Source organism: Paenibacillus sp. Paensp38, assembly GCF_059491915.1.
Window position 1 is genome coordinate 3,306,702 of sequence record NZ_CP168516.1, and the last position, 19,507, is coordinate 3,326,208.

Consider the following 19,507-nt stretch of genomic DNA (forward strand, 5'->3'; position numbering starts at 1 on the left):
TTCAGCTATGGATTCACCCTATAACCGCCCTATCATAGCCGTAAGCAAGATAGAAAAGGCAACATGCTTGCTAAAATAAACCCGTTTGGGTACAATCCCCATAACAAAATCGCTTGGGAGGAATTCGAATGAATCGAAAAAATGTCCCCCGTTAAGCCCGAGCTCCTCCATCCATGTTTTAGTTTCAACTCACCCTAATAAAACAGAGGAGGATACTAATGAACATGAATGGACCTGTCAACATTTCTCGAAGTGAGAGACTTCAGACTTGCCACGATATAGCTGCGAGGTTACATGAAGTATATAGAGACAAAATTCTGGCTATAGGGGTCTATGGATCTGTTGCCAAAGGTACTGACGGCCCTTTCTCGGACATTGAAATGTTTTGTGTACTAAGTGAATCAAACGGCCCCGTAGAATTTAGCCATGAATGGTCAGCGGGACCCTGGAAAGCGGAGGTGAACGTCTGTAGTTCAGACGTTCTTCTTAAAATTGCCTCTACTGTTGAGGGCGAATGGCCGTTGACACATGGCCCCTTCTTTTCCCCACTTCGTCTGTATGATCCTGAAGACTTTTTTTCTATATTAAAGGAAGCTGCCGAATCCCCCACAAAGGAAGATTTCAGGCATGCCATCAACGAAGTGCTTGTAGGTGAAATGTACGAGTTTATAGGAAAGCTTAGGAATGTCCGTGTAAATGGTCCTCATACCTACTTGCCATACTTGGTAATGCAGTTTGCCCAATATGGGGCTATGTTAGTTGGGTTACACAATCAGAAGCTCTTCTCAACGGGTTCAATGGTTCTACCGGAGGCCCTGGAACTGCCGAGTCGTCCAGAAGGACTTGATCATGTAGTTAAGTTGGTTATGTCCGGAGATTTAGCTGAACCAGCGAAGATCATTTCAGCCTGTGAAGATTTCTGGAGTGGTCTTGTGAATTGGGCAGTCGAACATGACTACCTTATTCGATCACAACGGATCCTCTTTTGATCAAAAATAAAATTCGCTTTAATTTCACTTACTATAATATACCATGTTAATATATCATGTTTTTTATATGCCCAGTCCCCCTTTCGTTAAGGGGGAATTTTACTTTTCTTCTGGATGAATAGTACTTCTCCGTTATGTTTTTCCACTGTAATATATTTAAAATTTAAACTACTTGATTTCACCCACTACCTCCTTTATTCTCTGTATATGTAACTCTGTCTTTGCTTATCTATATCCGATGCTCACATACTTTCCTCATTCGTATACACATGCAAAAAATGTACAATTCCAGTGTACTCCATTAAAATTTTACACATAAAGCTTTATATAGATTTTATTTTTGTTAATATCCAACAACAGGGCCTTAGGCACTATGATAGATTACATTTTAATGATATATTGATAGGTACCATAAAAGACTAATTACCCATGGCTTGGGCTGGAGGATGTATGAAAAAGGAATCAAATCAAGACGAAACCAGTTATTTATTTAATGTAGATGTATTAGTTAAAGGCCGTTCGAATGTAGAGGCCCTTCAGTTCCTGCTTAATCTCTTGAGCCAAAACGAACACATTGCGGATAGCCGGATTCAATCCGGTATCGAACTTGGCAATTTAATTGAAGCTGCACTGTACCTAAAAAAACAGTCAGCCGTGAATAGCCCATCTGATGCAGCCGCTACGCTCGCGGAAAAATTTTCTAAAAAGAAATCAGCCGCAATTACGAACAAGCCGCCAGTCGTTCAAGAGATCAAACAATCCCACGTACAGCCAAAGCCTGCAACACAACAAGACCTTAGTACGTATGAATGGATCAAACGCTATATACATGATAATACGCTTGTACGGTTAATCGTAAACCGCTATGGTGGACAACGCAGCATTCCTTGCCGCATCCTCAATCTGGACCATGATAATAGCCTGCTGAGTGTGTATCATGTAGATGAGAAACAAGTGTACTCCTTTAAAATGAATGAGATCGATGAAATCACATCGTAAATGTAAATACTTCACCAAAAAACGAAGCATGAAAAAAGAGAACGGTCAGGAAAAACATGATGTCTTTCTTGTCCATTCTCTTTTTTTGTATTATCCGAAAAGAACTTTAATCCTCTTTCTTCAGACCCATGGCAGCCCATGCCAGCAATATCCATCCTGCTATAAAACACACGCCTCCTAGAGGGGTGATAGCTCCCAGCACACGGATTCCGGTCAGACTTAGCACATACAAGCTACCAGAAAACAAAATGATACCCGTCAATAACAGACGAGCTGCCCATCTTAGACGGTTGGAAGGCCCCCACTGTCCAGCAGCCAACGCAATGATCAGCAAACCGACAGCGTGAATCATATGATATTTCACACCTGTTTCATATACGGCCAAAGCATCCGCGTCGATCCGGGCTTTCACAATATGTGCCCCGAACGCTCCAATGGCTACCGCCAACATCATCATTATAGATCCCGTAAATATCCATTTTCGTTGCATGTTTGTGTACTCCTTTTCATCTCATCCTTTTAGCCGAATGTTCTTCTTATTTTATCGAAACCGTATGAAGTTTACCAGCCAGCGTGTGTGAACAGACCGCATACAGAATTGGATGATTAGACCCTGTCTTTTGAAGGGTAATGTGTAGGGTGGCTTGCTTTTTTGTTTATTTTGTGGAAAATTAGTACCTGTTCGGACTATGTTCAAGGAGTGGAAAAAATGAGTAACCAAGATCCTAATTTGCAAAAGCCTGCTGCGTCTGAGGAGCACCCTGTTTTTTCAGAATCTCCTGTGTTCCAGCCTCCGGTCAAGCTCAAACATTCTGGTCCCGGAATTGCTTCTTTTATTATGTCGCTTGTCAGTCTGATCGGATATATTATTCTGGCTATTATGGTTATTAATCTACTGGCTCATTTCGGCCAATACCAGACGATGAACCCGGAAATCGCTCTGCAGCAAACCGGAACGGTATTGCTTCCTTTTATTTTTTTAGGCAGCCTGTTGCTGAATTGTAGCGGACTTGTCGTTGGTATCATTGGAATTGCGTTAAAAAATCGTAAGAAAACCTTTGCTATTACAGGCTTAATCATTAATGCACTTATTATTGTAGGCTTTATTGCACTTCTTGCCATCGGTCTTTCCGTTCCGAATAGCACAGCGGATATCTATCCTTCCTCCGTGCAATCTTTATAATTTTTCTGCATCACACAGAGAGGATTCAATGTATGAACAAAATTAAAATTTTTGCCGACAGTACCAGTGATATTCCTACTCACTGGCGGCAACAGTACGAGATTAGCATTGTACCTTTGTATACGGTATTTGGTGATGAAGCATTGCAGGACGGGGTGAACATTCACCCGGAACAATTATTTCAACGTGTAAGTCGCGAGGGACATTTACCACGTACCGCCGCACCTTCTCCGTCGGATTTTATTCAAGCCTTTACACCCTACATAGAACAAGGGGACGACATTTTATATATCAGTCTGTCTTCCGAGCTATCATCAACGTACCAGAATGCGCTACTCGCTGCCTCTGAATTTCCGGAAGGCCGCATTACGGTTTTTGATTCCTTGAATTTATCGTGTGGCTTTGGCCTGCTTGTGATGAAAGCTGCTCGTGCGGCAACCAACGGCAATACGATAGAGCAGATTGTAGACATGTTGACGAAAACCAGGCCGCTAATAGATACGGAATTTGTCATTGATACACTTGAATACCTGTATAAAGGCGGAAGATGCTCAGGCATGCAAAATCTGATCGGCAGTCTTCTCAAAATTCGTCCGGTGATCAAAGTAATTGACGGAAAAATGACGCCAGCCTACAAAGTCCGCGGCAAACGTGAAAAAGCACTGGATCAGATGCTGCAAAACGCTCTGAATCAACGAGATCAGATGGATAACGATATCATTATTGTCGTGCACGCTTTGGCCGAGGAAGATGCGCTGATGCTGCAAGCTCGCTTGAAAGAAGAAACGAACGCACAAGAGGTATTGCTAACTACAGCAGGCTGTGTCATTTCCAGTCATTGTGGTCCACAGACTATCGGTATTATGTATGCCAAAAAGGCATAGTTCATCCAATATCAGACCCGTTGCCGCATAGGTAGCGGGTTTTTTGGTATTTTTCCAGCAATTTAGCAATGAATAACTTTCCTCTTTTTGATAGTATTATTCGTCGAGTAACGAACTATGAATCTACAATCTATCATAAAAAAGAAGGTTATTTGGTATGAGTTCCAAACGATCACGTTGGTTAGCCAAGCTTACCCTATCAGCAACGGCAGCCATCACAATATTCACAACATTCTCTTCATACTTAGCTGCTCCAGCAGCAGCATCCGGCGCTACGTTCCAGGATACTGCACACAGCTATGCCTATCAGTCTATTATTTCCCTGCACGCTAAAGGAATTTTGAACGGTACACGACCTGGTTACTTCTCTCCTAAAAAGGCTGTTACCAGAGCCGAATGGGTTACCGCACTGGACCGTACACTCGGTCTGGAGCCTGTACAAGCACCCGTTCCCTCCTACCGAGATGTTGCCAAAAAGACGTGGTACTATGGATGGATTGAAGCGGCTTCGCAGCTCAATATCGTTCAGGGGGGAACGTCTGCCACATTCCAACCTAATAGTCCTATAACCCGTCAAGAAGCGGCTTTGATGATCGCACGTCTCATCCGCTCTTCGAGCGGATCAGGAGATGCTACTTCCTCCTTCACAGATACTGGAGAAATTGCAGATTGGGCTCTGAATGCGGTAACCACCGTAAATCGTTACGGCTTTATGAAAGGTGAAAGTAACTATTTTCGTCCTGCATCCTCTCTGACTCGTGAAGAAACAGCGGTCTTACTGGAGCGACTGCTAACGTATTCAACAAAACATGCTAACCAAACTGCTTCCACCGCTTCTTCCATCCGAATTGGCTGGCAATATGATCAAACCGTTCAGCAGTTTGAAAATACGGTGCTCCAATCCAACATCAACACCCTGTCACCACGTTGGTTTTTTCTGAATGAAACAGGTATTATCAGCGATTATACCAATTCATCGCTGCTCACCTGGGCCAAACAGCATCATAAAAATATCTGGGCGATGGTAGGCAACCGTTCCAACCTGGCACTGACGCACCAAATTTTGTCCAGTGAGGTTCTACGAAATACAACCATAAGTCAGCTTGCTAATGCTGTATCTGTATACGGTTTGAACGGACTTGTCATTGATTTTGAAAATGTAGATGGTCAGGATCGTGCCCATTTAACATTGTTCGTCCAACAATTAAAAGCTAAGTTGAAGAGTCAGAATACGGTACTGGCGATTTGTGTATCTCCTGATTACGGAACGGACTGGACTGCCGCCTTTGATTATAAACAGCTTGGCGCTGCGGCAGACTATCTGATCTTGATGGGATATGACGAGCACTGGGGAGGCAGCTCGATCCCCGGCTCTGTGTCCTCACTGCCATGGCTCCGTGAAAGCGTGCGGCGTTTTGTACAAACCACCTATCCAGAGAAAGCGATCTTGGCGTTGCCATTATTTACACGGAACTGGACGCTTAACGCTAGCGGACAGTCAATCGCTTCCTCTGATATTTCACTAGATCAGCAAAACCAGCTCATATCCCGTTCCGTCTCCCAAGCAATCTGGAATGAGGATATTCAGCAGTATACCGTGTCTTACAAAGACACACAGCTTCATAAGTTGTGGCTCGAGGAAGGACGATCCTTCACTCGTAAGTATCGCTTGGGACAGGATGCTGGGTTTGCTGGCTTCGCCTACTGGTATGCGGGCGGAGCCAGCTCTGATCTGTGGTCCAGTGTAAAAAACGCTGACCGATTTATAGAGCGTGGTTTATAAAATACAAAGCCTTCAACCTCACATGAAAAGTGAAGTTGAAGGCTTTTGGCATACATACTTAGCATCGGCCTATGACCGATATGCAACTTTCCCGTTTACAACGGTCATCCGTACCTTAACATCAAGTAAAGCTTGCGGGCTTTCCGATACATCACGGTCAATGACTGTAAAGTCAGCGGCTTTCCCTTCAGCTATCGTCCCTCTTTCATCAGCCTCACCAGCTGCTACTGCGCTTCCCGTGGTAAACAAACGAATGGCTTCATGTACATCCAGCTTTTCAGCGGGAAGATAGCCCTCATGCATTTCTTCCGGTTTGGCACGAGTCACTGCAGCGTGAATACCAAGAAAAGGGTTTAACGGCTCAATCGGCGCGTCACTACCTCCAGCACATGGAATACCTGCTTCCAGCAGCTTTTTCCAGGCGTATAAATATTCAGTCCGCTCTTTCCCCACCCGATCCAGTACCCAAGGGAAGTCACTTGCGACAAAACGGGGCTGGATGTCCGCAATCAGCGGCAGCTTCGCCATTCTCTTGACCAAATCCCCCCTAAGCACCTGTCCATGGATCAGGCGATCTGGCAAACCGCTTTCCTCCGTGAGCGCATGGGCCTCCATCGCTGTCAAAATCATGTGCGCTGCCCCATCCCCTATTGCATGTACAGCCACTGGAAAGCCTGCGGCCCTGGCAGCTGCCACCATCTGATTCAGCTCTGGCTGCGGTTGAATCGCCATTCCGCAGGTACGTGGAGCATCACTATAGGGTTCAGACAATAATGCCGTTCTTCCGCCAATAGCCCCATCGGCAAACATTTTTATCGCACCAATTTTAATCCACTCATTTCCAGTACCTGCACGCAGCCCTTGCATTTTCGCTTCTTCCAAAAATGGATGATAGATGAGCTGGTGTGTGCGAAAAGGAAGACCTTCTTCCCTCAGCTCCCTGTAAATTCGCTGCATCGTCTCCACGCTGCCCAAAAAACGTAAATCTTCCGTGTGTGCAGCAGTCAAACCAAGCCTTAACGCATCCATAGAAGCCCGCCGAATCGTATCCTTCTTAACCGAATAATCCGGTTCTGGCTGCACGCTAGTAAAGGCAAAGGAGGCTTCCTCATAAACCAATCCGTTCAACCGTCCATCTGCGTCTCGTCCATAGGCCCCCGAAGCCGGGTCAGGGGTGTCCTCGTTAATACCCGCACGTCGAAATGCCTCTGAATTGGCCAAAAACGTATGAAAGCACGTACGAGTGAGATATACCGGATGCTGATCTGTAATGGCATCCAGCTCGGATATATCCGGAATTTCAACAGGAATAAAAGCATTTTCGTTCCAGTTAAGTCCTAAAATCCACTCTCCCGGCGGTGTTACAGCGACCCGTTTGCGTAGCATAGCCAGCATCTCGCCCTTGGAGGTAGCTGATGTTAAATCGAGCATAGATAACTTCATACCATGCATAGACAAATGCATATGTGAATCAGTTAAGCCTGGCAGTACATAGGCATCTTCCCAATCCACGGCTTCATATTCCTTACCGGACAACTGCAATTCAAGCTCCCGAGCATATCCGACGGCCTGTATCCGACCCTGCTGTACAACGATGGAGTCTCCTTTGGAAGCCCACTCCCCATACAACCGGCCGTGCTTGAACAAAACGAATGTCAACGCCACTCATCTCCTTTTTTCAACTATACGCATACCCACTTCATATTACGCCTGTGTTGCCACTTCCAAGCGTAGTGTATTTATATCTATCTGCTGCACCTGCTCGGCAAATTGGTCATGAGCTGCACAGACAGCCATTTTATAATCCTGATCCAGCTCATACTGCTTAAAATGATAATACTCGGTGGTAAAGCCCTCTGTCGTGAAGCCTATGAATGGTTGTGCCTTTAGCTCAAATGAAAAAGACTTCAACGGTAGGGTTAGTCCCTGCCCCTCGGCCTTCACAAAGCTTTCCTTAAGCGTCCATAGATCGTAAAAATAGGATAAGCGGCTGTCTGCATCCTGACGCATTAACGCATCATACTCTGTGTCCGAAAAGCACACCCTACCTACCTCAAAATCAATAGGACGGAGCTGCTCAATGTCGATTCCAAGCGGGTGATCATCAATAGCGCATACCACCCATTTTCCCGAGTGAGAAACATTAAAATGGAATGCAGGTGCATTTATTAAGGAAGGCTTACCGAATGCATTGTATGTAAATTGAAGACTGGCATTCGATACCTTCAATTGCCGACAGGCCAACCATCTTAGCAGTACATCGGCATATAAGCCCCTCAAAGCATCTTCCCGATGTAAAAAACGATCTAACTTGTGCTGCTTTTCTAGTGAAACCCGAGGTACCAGTAATTCGTAATGCTCCTCAGCTTCCGGCTTGCTCGTATCAATCGCGTATATTTTCATGGTCGCCTCCTATATACCTAATGAATATCAGCCAGTTTGTAACACTCACCGTTCGATGGAAGTCTGTTAGATATGGATGGCGTGTGCCGTGTACATGGTCAATATACTACTCTAGCACTTTCAATTCAATATGGATACAATTGGGATAAGTAGCTCTATTAAAACTACTTTATAGAGTCCATTAATGAAAGCGCTTTAAAATAAAGCATACAGAGGAGGACGAAACAATGAAATATGATTTTGCCCGCTTGCTGTGTATTATGCTCTCTATTTTGCTGACGTTGAGCATTTTTCAGATGTTTTCACCTAAGATCGCTTCAGCCGCTTCAGCGAATGTCGTGAATGGCATTCAGTTTAAAGATACAGATGGAAACGTGGTCCATGCCCATGGGGGTGGTATGATTAAAGTAGACGGTTACTATTATTGGTTTGGTGAAAATCGTAATCCTAACGGCACGTTCAAGGCGGTATCCGCCTACCGTTCCTCTGATTTAAAAAACTGGGAGTTTCGTAAAAACGTACTGACCAGCAGCTCCGCCGTAGAGCTGAATGTTTCGAATATTGAACGTCCGAAAGTGATTTATAATGAAAAAACACGCAAATACGTATTATGGATGCACAAGGAGAATGGGGTTAATTACAACGAGGCCCGAGTGGCTGTCGCCTCCTCCGATACGGTGGACGGGGATTACACGTATCAGGGCAGCTTCCGTCCTCTGGATTACGATTCGCGCGATATGACCGTATACAACGATAACGGTACAGCTTACCTCATTTCGGCTACCCGGGTAAACGCGGATCTGAACATTTATCGTCTGACACCGGATTTTCTGCAAGTTGAATCGCTGGTGACTACACTTTGGCCTGGACAATACCGTGAAGCTCCGGCGATATTCAAAAAAGGAGACGTCTACTTCCTGATTACATCCGGGGCAACCGGCTGGAATCCCAATCAGGCCAAGTATGCTACCGCATCCAGCATTGAAGGAACCTGGAGTAATACGATAAACTTCGGGGACGGTACGACATATGGCTCACAGTCGGCTTACGTGATTCCTGTTGAAGGTGCCCAGACAACTTCATACCTGTATTTGGGCGACCGTTGGGCGGGTGCATGGAGCGGTCCTGTGCAGGATTCTCAATATGTATGGTTGCCACTACGTTTTCCAACAGCGACTTCATTAGCCATGGATTGGTTCGACAGCATTAATATTGACACCGCCAGTGGTGTGGTCGAGGGGATAACGACCCCAATTGCCATTGATCCGGATGCCTATTATCAGCTAGTGAATCGCAAGAGTAATAAGCCACTAAGCATTATTGGCAATGCAACGACGGACGGCGCAGACCTGGAGCAGCGTGCAGATTCTGGTGCAGCAAACCAGCAATGGCAACTCAAGGATGCAGGCAGCGGATATTATAAAATTGTGAACCGCAACAGCGGAAAGCTAATTGGTGTTGAAAGCGGTACTACAACGGATGGTACAGTTATTGAGCAATGGAGCGACGGAGGCTGGTCCAGTCAGCACTGGCAATTAGTATCCGTAACCGGTGGTTATTACAAGCTGAAAAATCGGGCAACTGGCAAGCTGATCGATATTTCTGAAGGCGCCACCGCCGATGGAGCCAAAGCCATTCAATGGGGCGATAATGGTGGGACAAATCAGCATTTCCGTGTAGTTAAAGTAGAATAGCCCAAGTTATTTTCAAAAGGAGCCGTATTCCGAGCAGATCATGGTGACTGCTAACAGAAATAACGGCTCCTTTTTACGTAAAACGATGAAATTGATAATCTTTAGTACGTTACAGTTCCCACGGATAATCTGTTGTCAGAAAACTAGCCAGCTGCTTGCTTTCTTCCCTCCGCTGACGCCGTATGGCTGCGCGTGATGGAGCCGTCTGGTGCAATTGTAACTGCTCTTCTGTTTCTGGAATCACCTGCGGCACGGTCACTTTACGGTTGTTCTCGTCCAATGCCACAAAGGTCAGGAAGGCGGTGGCTGCGATTTTTCGGTCGCCAGTCATTAGTCCTTCACGAATTACCTTTACGAACACCTCCATCGAGCTACGGCCTGTCCAGGTTACGAACGCTTCTAGCGTGACAGAATCACTCGGATGGATAGGTAGCAAAAAATCCACCGAATCCGTAGAGGCTGTAACTGTGTTCGTACGACACAGCTTAGCAGCTGCAATAGATGCGATATCGTCGATATACGACATCAATCGGCCGCCGAAGAGCGTGTTATGATTGTTGATATCGTTGGGAAATACTCGGGATGTCTTAAAGCAGTAGGTTTCTCGGATGTACTTGCTTTCCATGGGTTCTTTCCTCTCTTTTCCTCGTTGCTCTCTTTTATATCTCAGGATTTTGCAAAATCCTGATGTGGAAGCCTGTTTTAGACTATGCTAATCATCCCACTAATCCGCATAATAAATCAATACATAAAAATCGGCATCCTCATCCGAATCATTACGGTAGGTATGTATGTCAGATACTTGAAATTGCACGGCATCCCCTGCACTCAGCTTGAGCTGTTGCCCCTGCATCTCAAAGTACATTTCCCCACGGATCATGAGAATCGTTTCCTCTCCCAGATGCTTCTCTGCCTGGTGTGTAAAGCCTGGCTTCAGACTTACCGTGAACACCTCAAACTTCTTTTCAGCGTGATACGGGAATACAGGGTAAACAAAATAGTTACCGTCCTCATCAATAACCGGATGCAGGTCTTCCCTTCGAATCTTCGTGATTTGCGGCGGGTCTTCTTTAAGAAAGGTGGAGAAGGATACGTGCAAACCGTTCGCAATTTTCCAAAGGGTTGTTACCGTAGGATTGGATTTCCCCTTCTCAATCTGAGCCAGCATCCCTTTGCTGACCCCTGTCAGTTCAGCCACCTTATCCAAACTTAATCCTCTAGTCTTCCTGATTTGAGCCAAATTAGAGCCAATAATATACTGCATTGAATCCACGGACGATGCCTCCTTGTATCCAAAAGTCTATATAAAAAGAATACACAAAAGACTGTGTGTTCGCTATATATAGAAGCCGATCAAGGTATATACAAGGCTTAAACGGGAAGTAGGCATGCTATAATTTACTGTAATATGGTCAGGTTTCTCGTTAACTTCAACATGCGAATAAAAACATTTGACATTGAATATAAATGTCCTTAAACTTCACTTATTAAAACGTTTTTGAAAACTATTGTAATATCCTGAAGGAGGGCTATCCTATGACTTTTCCGTCCCTGAACACCCAACAGGTGAGAAAACCAACGTTGACTATCTAGGAGGGACTAAATTTGAATCCGCAAACCCGCAAGTCCCGTTACATGTACACGATGCAGCTGGCGACAATTTTTATTGGCTTTATTGTATTTGGCATCTCGGAAAATATTAAAGGCCCTGCTATTCCACGCATTCAATTCGACTTCAATCTGGATGAACAGCAGCTCGGAACATTGTTGTCTCTAAACGCACTTGGTTATTTGATTGCCTGCTCGTTCACCGCCGTTCTTGTCCGTAAGTGGGGAATCAAGGCGGTCAGCATCATTTCCTTTGCTTCCATGATCATCTCGGGAGTGTTCATCTATCTGTCGCACACGTATCCTTTCTTCGCCTCGTCCTACTTCTTGATGTATATCGGGAACGGCATGCTGGAGATTGCGCTCGCCATTTTGGGGGCGAGGATTTTTGTGAAAAATACCGGCACGATGATGAATTTGTCCCACTTTTTCTATGGGCTCAGTTCAACAGTCGCCCCTTTGCTGGCGACGGGAGTCATGTCACTGACGGTATTTGGACATACGCTGGACTGGCGGGGGATGTATCTGGCTATGTTGTCTCTCTGCCTGCTGCCGATTGTGGCCGCGCTGCTCAGCACCTTCCCGGGAGACGATCTGCAGCATGAGGAACGGACCTCACTCAAGACCCTAACTCGCGATCCGGCACTCTGGATGATGGTAATGATCCTGTCGTTTGGGGTAGTCTCTGAGCTCGCAGTTGGGGGCTGGCTAGTCAACTTCTTAGAGAAAGCGTATTCATGGAGTACGGTGAAGGCGTCCAGCATGCTCTCAGCGTTCTTTCTTACCTTCTCGTTGGGGCGCCTGTTGCTTGGTCCGCTCACTGACCGGATGGGGTTTGTGCTTTCGACGATTCTATTCTCCGCCTTCTCAGCGATATGTACGTTCGCAGCAATCGCGGGTGGGGAGAGACTGGCGTTTCTCTTTGCCGTATCGGGTGCAGGCATTGCAATGATCTATCCGACCGTGATGGCGTTCATAGCACGGAGATATCCGAAGGACAGTGATACAGCTATTACGTTCGTCGTCACGCTGATGGGTATAGGTAGTGTCATTGGCAACTATGTGATCGGCTGGGTAATCGAAGGGGTCAAGATAGTCTACGGCGCAACTACTGAGCTTGGCATGCTGCGCGGGCTTCAGGCGGGATATGGAGTTATCGGTCTATGCGCAGCCATCTGCGCGGTCTCGGGAATTATTCTCTACAGATATCTGAAAAAACGGCAGGAGCTTATATAAGTTACCATCTTAGGGTTGTCCCATAAGTCATGAACTGACTGGGACGCCCTTTTTTTACGAACTCCCCATTCAGTCAAAACAGTCCTTGTATGAACACATCCGATTTGAACACCGCTTTTGGATGCTGGCTGCTGCCAAATCGTCTGCAACCGGAACACGAGCGAAGCTTTTTGGTAAATACATAGTCTTCTTTGGGTTGTCATAGTAAATCAAACAGCTTTTTAAGGACTATTCAATATAACATACAATTGTATAATATATTGATACTTCATAACTTCCGTTATATACTATTATAAAATTTATACACTGGGGGTAAGGTTAAAATGTCCATAGCTTCGGAGTTGAGCGGAACGAAGCACGATTCACTCAGCTTTTTACAAGGGGTTAAAGATTGCATTCCTACATTGCTTGGTTATGTATGCATTGGGTTCGCGGCAGGGATTGTGGGCGCTTCGTCAGGGGTTAGCACCATGGAAATTGCCCTGATGTCGGCGCTTGTATATGCAGGAGCCTCCCAGTTTATTATGTGCTCAATGCTGGCTGTAGCCAGTCCTCCATCCGTCATTATTTTAACGACATTCATTGTAAATGCCCGCCACCTGCTGTTAAGTGCGTCGCTGGCTCCTTACTTTTCTAAATATTCACTATGGAAAAACATAGGTATCGGCGTTCTTTTGACGGACGAATCCTTTGGGGTAGCGTCTGATAAATTGGCTAAAGGCGGACAGGTCAGTGACCGTTGGATGAACGGGCTTAATATTACAGCTTATCTCGCCTGGATTGCATCCTGTGTGGCAGGAGGGATTCTCGGAAACTGGATTTCCCGACCGGAGGTTTTTGGTCTGGATTTTGCCTTGCCTGCGATGTTTCTTGCCCTACTCATTTCCCAGCTCCAAAGTGTCCATACCTCCAAACTCAAGCATCGTCTGCTGCTTGTGCTATGTATGGCTGTTCTGATGTACCTTTTGTCCTGGTGGGTGCCGTCACATATTGCTGTCATTGTAGCGACCATGATCACCGCAACGATTGGAGTGTTAACCGACAAATGAACATTAATCCCCATGTCCTGTATATCATTATCGGTGCCATGATTGTCACGGCGATCCCAAGGATCATTCCCTTTGTCGTGCTGCAAAGGCTGGCGCTACCCAAGCCAGTGCTACAATGGCTTTCCTATATTCCTATTTGTATTTTCACTGCACTCGTGATGGAAAATCTACTCGTCCGAACCGAGACCTCCGTCACTTTTAATGGGCAAGTGCTTATGGCTGTCTTTCCAACGCTAGTGACCGCCTTGTGGAGCAAAAACCTGCTGGCTACCGTCGTTGTCGGTATTGTGAGTATGGCTGTAGTTCGACTTTTATGGATGGGGTAGATCAAAAAAGGGTGTAGAACTAACTATAGTTAAATCGTGAAATCAAGTATATATAGGTTGTGTCTGATTTATTGAAGAATCATTTACAAATTTATATAAATGATAAAAATGACCTTTATTCTCTATTAAATAATCAAAGGAACCTTCTTCTACTACTCTTCCATCTGACATAACAAATATCTTATCATATTTCTGCAATGCAGCTTTAGACAAACGATGCGTTACTACCAAACATGTAATAGTTTCGAGACCTAATATCACCTCTTCAATGGCATTCGCCGTTTCACTATCCAAAGATGAAGTTGCTTCATCAAGGAGTAATAACGGTGTTTGCCTAATTAAGGTTCTGGCAATCGCAATTCTTTGTTTTTCTCCCCCTGATAGCCTCCCTCCTTTTTCACCAATCTGTGTGTCCAAACCATAAGGCAATTTATCGATAAGTTTATTAAGCCCAGAGGCACTTATCACATTGGAAAGAATCTCATCTTGGAACGATTGATACATTGTAATATTTTCTTTAATACTGCCATCGAATAAAAAAACGTCTTGCTGCACAACCGATTCTAACCGACACCAATCCTCAGCAGATATGAACTTTAAATCCAAATCATCTACATAAATAATTCCATCATAATCATCATATTGTTTCATTAGGAGCTTAAGCAAAGTAGACTTTCCAGACCCGCTAGGCCCTACAAGGGCATATTTTCCCCCTTTATTCAAAACCATGTTAATATTATGTAAATTTAGGTGATTTCAGGCATAACCAAAGCTCACATTTGTAAAACGAACTGAGTGTTCTATTGATGTTTTTTTTATATATTGGTTACCATCCTGATCTTCGTGTAAAATTTCTAATATTTTAGCCGAAATATCACGCAATGCCCTAATTTGAGTTATGTATTGAATACTCATATATACTGGATTGACAACTTTATTAGTCAACTGTACACAAGCGATCATAGTACCTAGTGTGATAGCTCCTCGAATGGATAAAAAACTGCCAACAAGAAATACAGAGATAAACATTACTCCTCCAAATACATCGCTCAATGAGCTTACATAAGCATTTAATTTAAAAAATAAATACTTATTATTTTCAACGACAGTATTATTCAAACGAAATTGCTGCTCCACATGTTGCTCTACTCCATAGCTTTTAATAACAGCAAATCCAGAAAAAACATCATTTATTTTTATCGTAAATTTTTCTAAAGCATCTGCAATATTTCGTTTTCTAGCTCGGATTTTTTTTTCAAAAATACGTGGAATTAAAATAGATATTAGTGTAAGTAAAAGTAATATAACAACAATATTAGGACTCAAAACAAACATAGCAAAAAGAGCCGCCAAAAACGAAACTCCTGTACTGGTCAAAGAAAATATATTTTTTAAGTAATCATCCTCAATCATTTTAATATCATTATTCATGATCGAAATGTACTTTGCACTATGGTTTGAAGTAAACTGAGAATGGTCTTTATATAGAATATGTTGGAAAACAATCTCTTTTAAAAGCAACACCGTCTTACAGAGATAAGAAGATTGCGATAAATTGGAAAACATTTTTACGAGAGAGTTAATTATAATGAAGCCTATTGCAATTAAGGAAATTTCAATAAACTGCTTTTCCCCCTGCGATGTGGCGGTGTCTATTAAACTTTTGAATATAAAGGCTAGATAAATATCGAGCAAACTAGCGAGACTGATCATAAAAATGACTACAAAAAACCTATATTTATATTTAAATAGAAATAAAGTCATTTTCCTGCCTTCAGAAAAAGGTATTCACATATGAATTATTCCTTTAGACTTAGCTGCCATTACGGCCTCAGTTCTTGTATGAACATTGAATTTACTAAATATATGTGTCAAATGATATTCGACTGTCCTCTGGCTAACATATAAAAGGGCTGCTAGCTCTTTGTTGCTTTTTCCTAGTGCTAACCCTTCTAGAATTGAGCGTTCCTTAGGGCTGATTAATATATCATCATATTCTGGAATGGTATGTAAGCTTTGAAATAATTCCATTGGTAACGTAGCCAATCCATCTAAAGCATTACGAATGGTCCGCATCAATTGTGCCGATGTAGCTGTCTTATACACAATGCCGGAGATGCCAAGTTTCAATAACTGCTTTATTTTGGGAGACTTATGGTTTGAAATGCTTATTATTATTGGCCGATCTCTTCTGTATATGGGCTCCAGCTCATCCAAACTGATTAATTCTATATCACAAACTAATAGTTGCTAATCCTCAAATATACCTTTTTCAATAAAATCAGTATACGATCTAAAAAAAAATGCATACATGTCCTTTTCCGGCTCAATCCATACTTTGAGTTTATTTTGCCAAGTCAATTGATTTTCTATGATTACAATGGTATTTATATCGATCACCCCCTTGCCTCCTAGAGCTAAAATAAAGGCTCACTGAATGTAAACCAATTTATTTACCATAAATTTCGTACCTTTTTGAATTAAATAGTAAAGCTGCAAAACTTCCTGAAATTATTGTAACAATTACATTCATTACTACTGAATCCCAATGAATTGTTTCTTTAATGTCGGGAAAGGTTGGTCGATTGGAAAAGGTACTTATTGTAAGCATATTGGCGTACTGTTTAAAAGATTCTAGTGATGATGTTCCAATGCTCCAATGCCAAGACCCTTTTATTATTAAAGCAAATTGAAAGCCGATTACTGCAATAAAAATAAAGGCAATCAATAGGTGACCTGTCGCTACCTTTTTACTCACCCATTTTGCTAAAGAGATTGCAAACCCCATCAATGAAAGCCCACTTAACATTCCAAAAAACTTTGAGCAAAATAAATATAAAATACCTTCGGAAGGACTAGTTGACTGCACAATGCGCGTTAAGTATAACCCTTGCGGATTAAGAAAAATCTCTATGAGAGTTGCCCCCCATACAACCATAATTCCAATTAAAAATACTATTGATTTAATAAAAAATAGACTTGATGTTTTGAGTGGTAGCATATGATTAAGTGTCATTTTTCCTATAAAAAACTCATTGTAAAAGTCCATAAATATGTAAATGGGTATCAATATCCCTATAACCATATTGATTAGTAGATAAGAGAATGCTAATTGTTGATGATTATTAATTAAAAAATGAAGACTAAATATACCGCTTAAGATCGTAAGAATAGCAAACACCATAAAATGTCTTTTGATTTCTACTTTAAATATATGAGAAAATAACATATTAAGCCCCTTTTCAATGAAATAGCCGCCTGTTTAGTAAAAAACAGGCGGTAATACAGAAGATTTTGTTTAAACATACAAGACACAAGAATTTTTGTTATCTACAAGACAAAATGCAGGAGTTACAGAGTTCATTACTTTTTGAGGTTTTACAATCCACCGCATTCAACTCACCTCCTTTCAAATATATTAATAGCTATAGTTAAATTTTCCAGATTTATTGATGACGAAAGTTAAAACTAAGCATTTGAATTAAGTTGTTCAATACTAAAATTTTCGCTAATATGTCCAATTAAATAGTTCTTATTTCCAACAGTATTCCAACACTTCTGAATACCTCCATCTGGCTGAATGACCATAGAGTTAGCTGCGATTGCTGCGCAAGCAACCGGTTCATACTGAGGATAGTAAGATATATTCAACCCTTTTTCTAATGCGCTTTCGTATAACTTTATTATTACCTTTGAAAAATCTTTATTCGCATAACAACTGCTGTTACTGACGCACCCCCCTGCACTATATTCAGTAGTTGCTGAAAAATAAATGCTTACTTTCTCTTTGAAAAGTTGCCTCCCCATATATTCCATATACTCATTCATAAAATGAATATTATCCAAATCCACATTTGTTCTAATCGTAATATGGATAAATTCACATGATTTATTAATATTTTCTATTATCTTATCAAAAGTGCCTTCTTTATTAGCTAATATTCTTCTTTGATCGTGGCTTTTTTTTGATCCATCTATTGTAATTTGGATTCTTTTAACACCTAATTCTTTCAATTTCTTAGCCCGGTCAGGTGTAAGTAAGTATCCATTACTTACCATAAAATGATCAATAGATATTTTATTTTCATTAGCGATAAAGTTTATACGCTCCATAAGACTGGTTATATTTTTAAATTCAAGTAATGGTTCGCCACCTGTCCAATTCACAATGATGCGTTTAAAATGTAATTCTTCAATTGACTTTTCTATATAAGTCAGAATTTCATTCTGTATTTTTTGAGAAAAAGCTCTCTTCCCTGATTTAGACGTCAAATTTTCAAAACAATAAGAACATCTAAAATTACAGCTAAATGTAGGCAAAATAGTTAAGTTCAAGGTCTGATCTTGGTGTCTAAATATTTTAAACTGTTCCTCCATCTGGTCTAGTTCTTTTATGGGCTGAACATATAGGAACTGACCTTGCAGTAATTGTTCTTTCTCTGCACAATGTTCAAGATAGTCCATATCTTTTTGAATAAAGGCATTGTACAAATCCTTATGTATTTCACCGAATCCATTCGATAAGCTGTTATAAATTAAATAACTTTCCTCATCCGAATCATTTAATAGCAAATATTCGTTGTAAGATGAAACTCGCAAAATTAATCCTCCTCATCTTAGATCATAGACTTGAATATTTCCTCTATAGACTGTTCATATTCGTCTCTTATATCTTTTACATTTCCTTGTAGCAGTACCTTTCCGTCATTCACAAATGCTACATCAGTAAACAATTTTTCAACATCATTAATTAAATGAGTACTTATAATAACCGCACTAGTAGGATCAAAGTTATCAAGTATAATTTGTATAATCTTATCCCGTGTAGAAGGATCCACAGCCGCCAAAGGTTCATCCAAAATATACAGCGTTGCTTTCCTTGCAAAAGCCAAGGAAATACTTAATCTTTCCTGCATTCCTTTAGATAAAGATTTAATTTTGTCGTTTATATCCAAACCCAATGATTTCACCATTTTGTATGCTAAACCTCGGTTAAAATCGACAAAAGAATGTTCAAAAAAAGCAATAGCTTGCTCGATGGTCATCCACTGGTAAAGAAATTCTCTGTCAGGCAAATAAGAAACGATCTTCTTCGTTTCAACACTAGGTTTCAAACCTTTAATACGAATCTCACCTCTATAATCCCTCAGCAGAGATACGATGAGTTTCATTAATGTCGTTTTCCCTGCTCCATTGGGACCAAGAAGTCCTAAGATAGTTCCAGGCTTTATTGAAAGAGTTAATGAGTCAAGAGCTTTTTTACTACCATACTTCTTTGTAACATTATTACAATTCAATATATAATCCAATATACCAACCCCTTATAAGTATCCTATAATATTATTTAAAACTT

Annotated in this window: 21 protein-coding genes; 9 read left to right on the forward strand and 12 right to left on the reverse strand. The window is 42.1% G+C overall.

Annotation, left to right across the window (positions count from 1 at the left end):
* The first annotated feature begins 218 nt into the window (after positions 1 to 218).
* Positions 219 to 989 (forward strand): ANT(4')-I family aminoglycoside nucleotidyltransferase, encoded by a 771-nt coding sequence (locus ACEN8J_RS14450; protein WP_495593616.1) that lies wholly within the window; start codon positions 219 to 221, stop codon positions 987 to 989.
* Between the two features lie 450 nt (positions 990 to 1,439).
* On the forward strand, positions 1,440 to 1,988 hold the full coding sequence (locus ACEN8J_RS14455) for a hypothetical protein (protein ID WP_029516552.1): 549 nt from the start codon (positions 1,440 to 1,442) through the stop codon (positions 1,986 to 1,988).
* A gap of 106 nt (positions 1,989 to 2,094) precedes the next feature.
* On the opposite strand, the gene ACEN8J_RS14460 is transcribed toward ACEN8J_RS14455, so the two are convergent.
* On the reverse strand, positions 2,095 to 2,478 hold the full coding sequence (locus tag ACEN8J_RS14460; protein ID WP_029516551.1) for a DUF423 domain-containing protein: 384 nt from the start codon (positions 2,476 to 2,478) through the stop codon (positions 2,095 to 2,097).
* Positions 2,479 to 2,697: 219 nt separating this feature from the next.
* Between ACEN8J_RS14460 and ACEN8J_RS14465 the strand changes: the two genes are divergently transcribed.
* The 3 genes from ACEN8J_RS14465 to ACEN8J_RS14475 all read left to right on the forward strand — a co-directional run bounded on the left by ACEN8J_RS14465 (position 2,698) and on the right by ACEN8J_RS14475 (position 5,838).
* Positions 2,698 to 3,171: a hypothetical protein gene (locus ACEN8J_RS14465; RefSeq protein WP_069012792.1), complete on the forward strand. Its 474-nt coding sequence runs from the start codon at positions 2,698 to 2,700 to the stop codon at positions 3,169 to 3,171.
* Between the two features lie 32 nt (positions 3,172 to 3,203).
* The gene (locus ACEN8J_RS14470; RefSeq protein ID WP_495593617.1) at positions 3,204 to 4,055 is read left to right on the forward strand and encodes a DegV family protein; all 852 of its coding nucleotides are present in this window, start codon (positions 3,204 to 3,206) and stop codon (positions 4,053 to 4,055) included.
* A gap of 157 nt (positions 4,056 to 4,212) precedes the next feature.
* Positions 4,213 to 5,838, forward strand: a complete 1,626-nt coding sequence (locus ACEN8J_RS14475) for an S-layer homology domain-containing protein (protein ID WP_495593618.1) — start codon at positions 4,213 to 4,215, stop codon at positions 5,836 to 5,838.
* Between the two features lie 69 nt (positions 5,839 to 5,907).
* Here the strand turns inward: ACEN8J_RS14475 and ACEN8J_RS14480 are convergent, their stop codons facing one another.
* Entirely contained in the window at positions 5,908 to 7,497 is a 1,590-nt protein-coding gene (locus ACEN8J_RS14480; protein ID WP_495593620.1) for an amidohydrolase, read from the reverse strand.
* A 45-nt stretch (positions 7,498 to 7,542) separates the two neighbouring features.
* On the reverse strand, positions 7,543 to 8,241 hold the full coding sequence (locus tag ACEN8J_RS14485) for a 4'-phosphopantetheinyl transferase family protein (protein WP_029516546.1): 699 nt from the start codon (positions 8,239 to 8,241) through the stop codon (positions 7,543 to 7,545).
* Positions 8,242 to 8,468: 227 nt separating this feature from the next.
* On the opposite strand from ACEN8J_RS14485, the gene ACEN8J_RS14490 reads away from it, so the two are divergent.
* On the forward strand, positions 8,469 to 9,935 hold the full coding sequence (locus ACEN8J_RS14490; RefSeq protein WP_495593621.1) for an RICIN domain-containing protein: 1,467 nt from the start codon (positions 8,469 to 8,471) through the stop codon (positions 9,933 to 9,935).
* 109 nt (positions 9,936 to 10,044) lie between these two features.
* Here the strand turns inward: ACEN8J_RS14490 and ACEN8J_RS14495 are convergent, their stop codons facing one another.
* Both ACEN8J_RS14495 and ACEN8J_RS14500 read right to left on the reverse strand, forming a co-directional pair.
* Positions 10,045 to 10,560: an acyl-CoA thioesterase gene (locus tag ACEN8J_RS14495; RefSeq protein ID WP_013309488.1), complete on the reverse strand. Its 516-nt coding sequence runs from the start codon at positions 10,558 to 10,560 to the stop codon at positions 10,045 to 10,047.
* Positions 10,561 to 10,659: 99 nt separating this feature from the next.
* Positions 10,660 to 11,208: a helix-turn-helix domain-containing protein gene (locus ACEN8J_RS14500; RefSeq protein ID WP_029516544.1), complete on the reverse strand. Its 549-nt coding sequence runs from the start codon at positions 11,206 to 11,208 to the stop codon at positions 10,660 to 10,662.
* A gap of 332 nt (positions 11,209 to 11,540) precedes the next feature.
* Between ACEN8J_RS14500 and ACEN8J_RS14505 the strand changes: the two genes are divergently transcribed.
* From ACEN8J_RS14505 to ACEN8J_RS14515, 3 genes are all read left to right on the forward strand, one after another.
* Complete coding sequence (locus ACEN8J_RS14505; RefSeq protein WP_029516543.1) at positions 11,541 to 12,779, forward strand: MFS transporter; 1,239 nt, start codon at positions 11,541 to 11,543, stop codon at positions 12,777 to 12,779.
* Between the two features lie 323 nt (positions 12,780 to 13,102).
* Positions 13,103 to 13,828, forward strand: coding sequence for an AzlC family ABC transporter permease (locus tag ACEN8J_RS14510; protein ID WP_069012798.1), 726 nt, complete (start codon positions 13,103 to 13,105; stop codon positions 13,826 to 13,828).
* Positions 13,825 to 14,154 (forward strand): AzlD domain-containing protein, encoded by a 330-nt coding sequence (locus tag ACEN8J_RS14515; RefSeq protein ID WP_029516541.1) that lies wholly within the window; start codon positions 13,825 to 13,827, stop codon positions 14,152 to 14,154. Before ACEN8J_RS14510 ends, ACEN8J_RS14515 begins: the two co-directional genes overlap by 4 nt.
* A 42-nt stretch (positions 14,155 to 14,196) precedes the next feature.
* Here the strand turns inward: ACEN8J_RS14515 and ACEN8J_RS14520 are convergent, their stop codons facing one another.
* The 7 genes from ACEN8J_RS14520 to ACEN8J_RS14550 form a co-directional block, all read right to left on the reverse strand.
* Positions 14,197 to 14,889: an ATP-binding cassette domain-containing protein gene (locus ACEN8J_RS14520; protein WP_495594549.1), complete on the reverse strand. Its 693-nt coding sequence runs from the start codon at positions 14,887 to 14,889 to the stop codon at positions 14,197 to 14,199.
* A 21-nt stretch (positions 14,890 to 14,910) separates the two neighbouring features.
* Positions 14,911 to 15,918 (reverse strand): ABC transporter transmembrane domain-containing protein, encoded by a 1,008-nt coding sequence (locus ACEN8J_RS14525; protein WP_495593622.1) that lies wholly within the window; start codon positions 15,916 to 15,918, stop codon positions 14,911 to 14,913.
* Positions 15,919 to 15,942: 24 nt separating this feature from the next.
* Entirely contained in the window at positions 15,943 to 16,371 is a 429-nt protein-coding gene (locus ACEN8J_RS14530; RefSeq protein ID WP_049816938.1) for a response regulator transcription factor, read from the reverse strand.
* Between the two features lie 33 nt (positions 16,372 to 16,404).
* Positions 16,405 to 16,554 carry a hypothetical protein gene (locus ACEN8J_RS14535; protein ID WP_161626989.1) on the reverse strand — a complete coding sequence of 50 codons (150 nt, stop codon included), beginning with the start codon at positions 16,552 to 16,554 and terminating at the stop codon, positions 16,405 to 16,407.
* Between the two features lie 49 nt (positions 16,555 to 16,603).
* Positions 16,604 to 17,383: a hypothetical protein gene (locus ACEN8J_RS14540; protein WP_029516540.1), complete on the reverse strand. Its 780-nt coding sequence runs from the start codon at positions 17,381 to 17,383 to the stop codon at positions 16,604 to 16,606.
* A 239-nt stretch (positions 17,384 to 17,622) separates the two neighbouring features.
* Complete coding sequence (locus ACEN8J_RS14545) at positions 17,623 to 18,753, reverse strand: radical SAM protein (protein ID WP_495593624.1); 1,131 nt, start codon at positions 18,751 to 18,753, stop codon at positions 17,623 to 17,625.
* Positions 18,754 to 18,770: 17 nt separating this feature from the next.
* A complete protein-coding gene (locus ACEN8J_RS14550) occupies positions 18,771 to 19,463 on the reverse strand; it encodes an ABC transporter ATP-binding protein (RefSeq protein ID WP_029516538.1) in 693 nt (230 codons plus the stop codon).
* Between the last annotated feature and the right edge of the window lie 44 nt (positions 19,464 to 19,507).

Coding starts and splice junctions, on each gene's coding strand:
- ACEN8J_RS14485 (WP_029516546.1), bottom strand. CDS start 8,241: ATGAAAATATACGCGATTGATACGAGCAAGCCGGAAGCTGAGGAGCAT.
- ACEN8J_RS14510 (WP_069012798.1), top strand. CDS start 13,103: ATGTCCATAGCTTCGGAGTTGAGCGGAACGAAGCACGATTCACTCAGC.
- ACEN8J_RS14495 (WP_013309488.1), bottom strand. CDS start 10,560: ATGGAAAGCAAGTACATCCGAGAAACCTACTGCTTTAAGACATCCCGA.
- ACEN8J_RS14465 (WP_069012792.1), top strand. CDS start 2,698: ATGAGTAACCAAGATCCTAATTTGCAAAAGCCTGCTGCGTCTGAGGAG.
- ACEN8J_RS14525 (WP_495593622.1), bottom strand. CDS start 15,918: ATGACTTTATTTCTATTTAAATATAAATATAGGTTTTTTGTAGTCATT.
- ACEN8J_RS14470 (WP_495593617.1), top strand. CDS start 3,204: ATGAACAAAATTAAAATTTTTGCCGACAGTACCAGTGATATTCCTACT.
- ACEN8J_RS14475 (WP_495593618.1), top strand. CDS start 4,213: ATGAGTTCCAAACGATCACGTTGGTTAGCCAAGCTTACCCTATCAGCA.
- ACEN8J_RS14450 (WP_495593616.1), top strand. CDS start 219: ATGAACATGAATGGACCTGTCAACATTTCTCGAAGTGAGAGACTTCAG.
- ACEN8J_RS14490 (WP_495593621.1), top strand. CDS start 8,469: ATGAAATATGATTTTGCCCGCTTGCTGTGTATTATGCTCTCTATTTTG.
- ACEN8J_RS14455 (WP_029516552.1), top strand. CDS start 1,440: ATGAAAAAGGAATCAAATCAAGACGAAACCAGTTATTTATTTAATGTA.
- ACEN8J_RS14540 (WP_029516540.1), bottom strand. CDS start 17,383: ATGTTATTTTCTCATATATTTAAAGTAGAAATCAAAAGACATTTTATG.
- ACEN8J_RS14460 (WP_029516551.1), bottom strand. CDS start 2,478: ATGCAACGAAAATGGATATTTACGGGATCTATAATGATGATGTTGGCG.
- ACEN8J_RS14515 (WP_029516541.1), top strand. CDS start 13,825: ATGAACATTAATCCCCATGTCCTGTATATCATTATCGGTGCCATGATT.